This is a genomic window from Bacillus sp. SIMBA_008 (genome assembly GCF_046535495.1).
In the GTDB taxonomy this organism is placed as follows: Bacteria; Bacillota; Bacilli; order Bacillales; family Bacillaceae; genus Bacillus; species Bacillus subtilis.
Window position 1 is genome coordinate 1 of record NZ_JAWRWL010001453.1, and the last position, 228, is coordinate 228.

Sequence of the window (228 nt, forward strand, 5' to 3'; positions counted from 1 at the left end):
GAATCCCAAGCACCTTCAATATTCCAATTTCACGTTCGTCCTCTTCTATAGAAGCAGTCATAGCAAGATGAAGAGAGAGAAGAGCTATACCGATGAGCAGCATGCAAACAAGTAGGAGAATGGCGATCACCATTCCATCTGTCAATGCGTTCAGCATACGCAGCAAAGGTAATGTGACAGCTGGCCCTTGTTGTGGAAGCTGTGATGACTGGTAGATTGCTTGAAAGG

At 45.6% G+C, this 228-nt stretch carries 1 pseudogene; it reads right to left on the minus strand.

The features are described 5' to 3' along the window. Positions 1-228: pseudogene (locus tag SB658_RS28305) on the minus strand (ABC transporter permease); the annotation flags it as partial.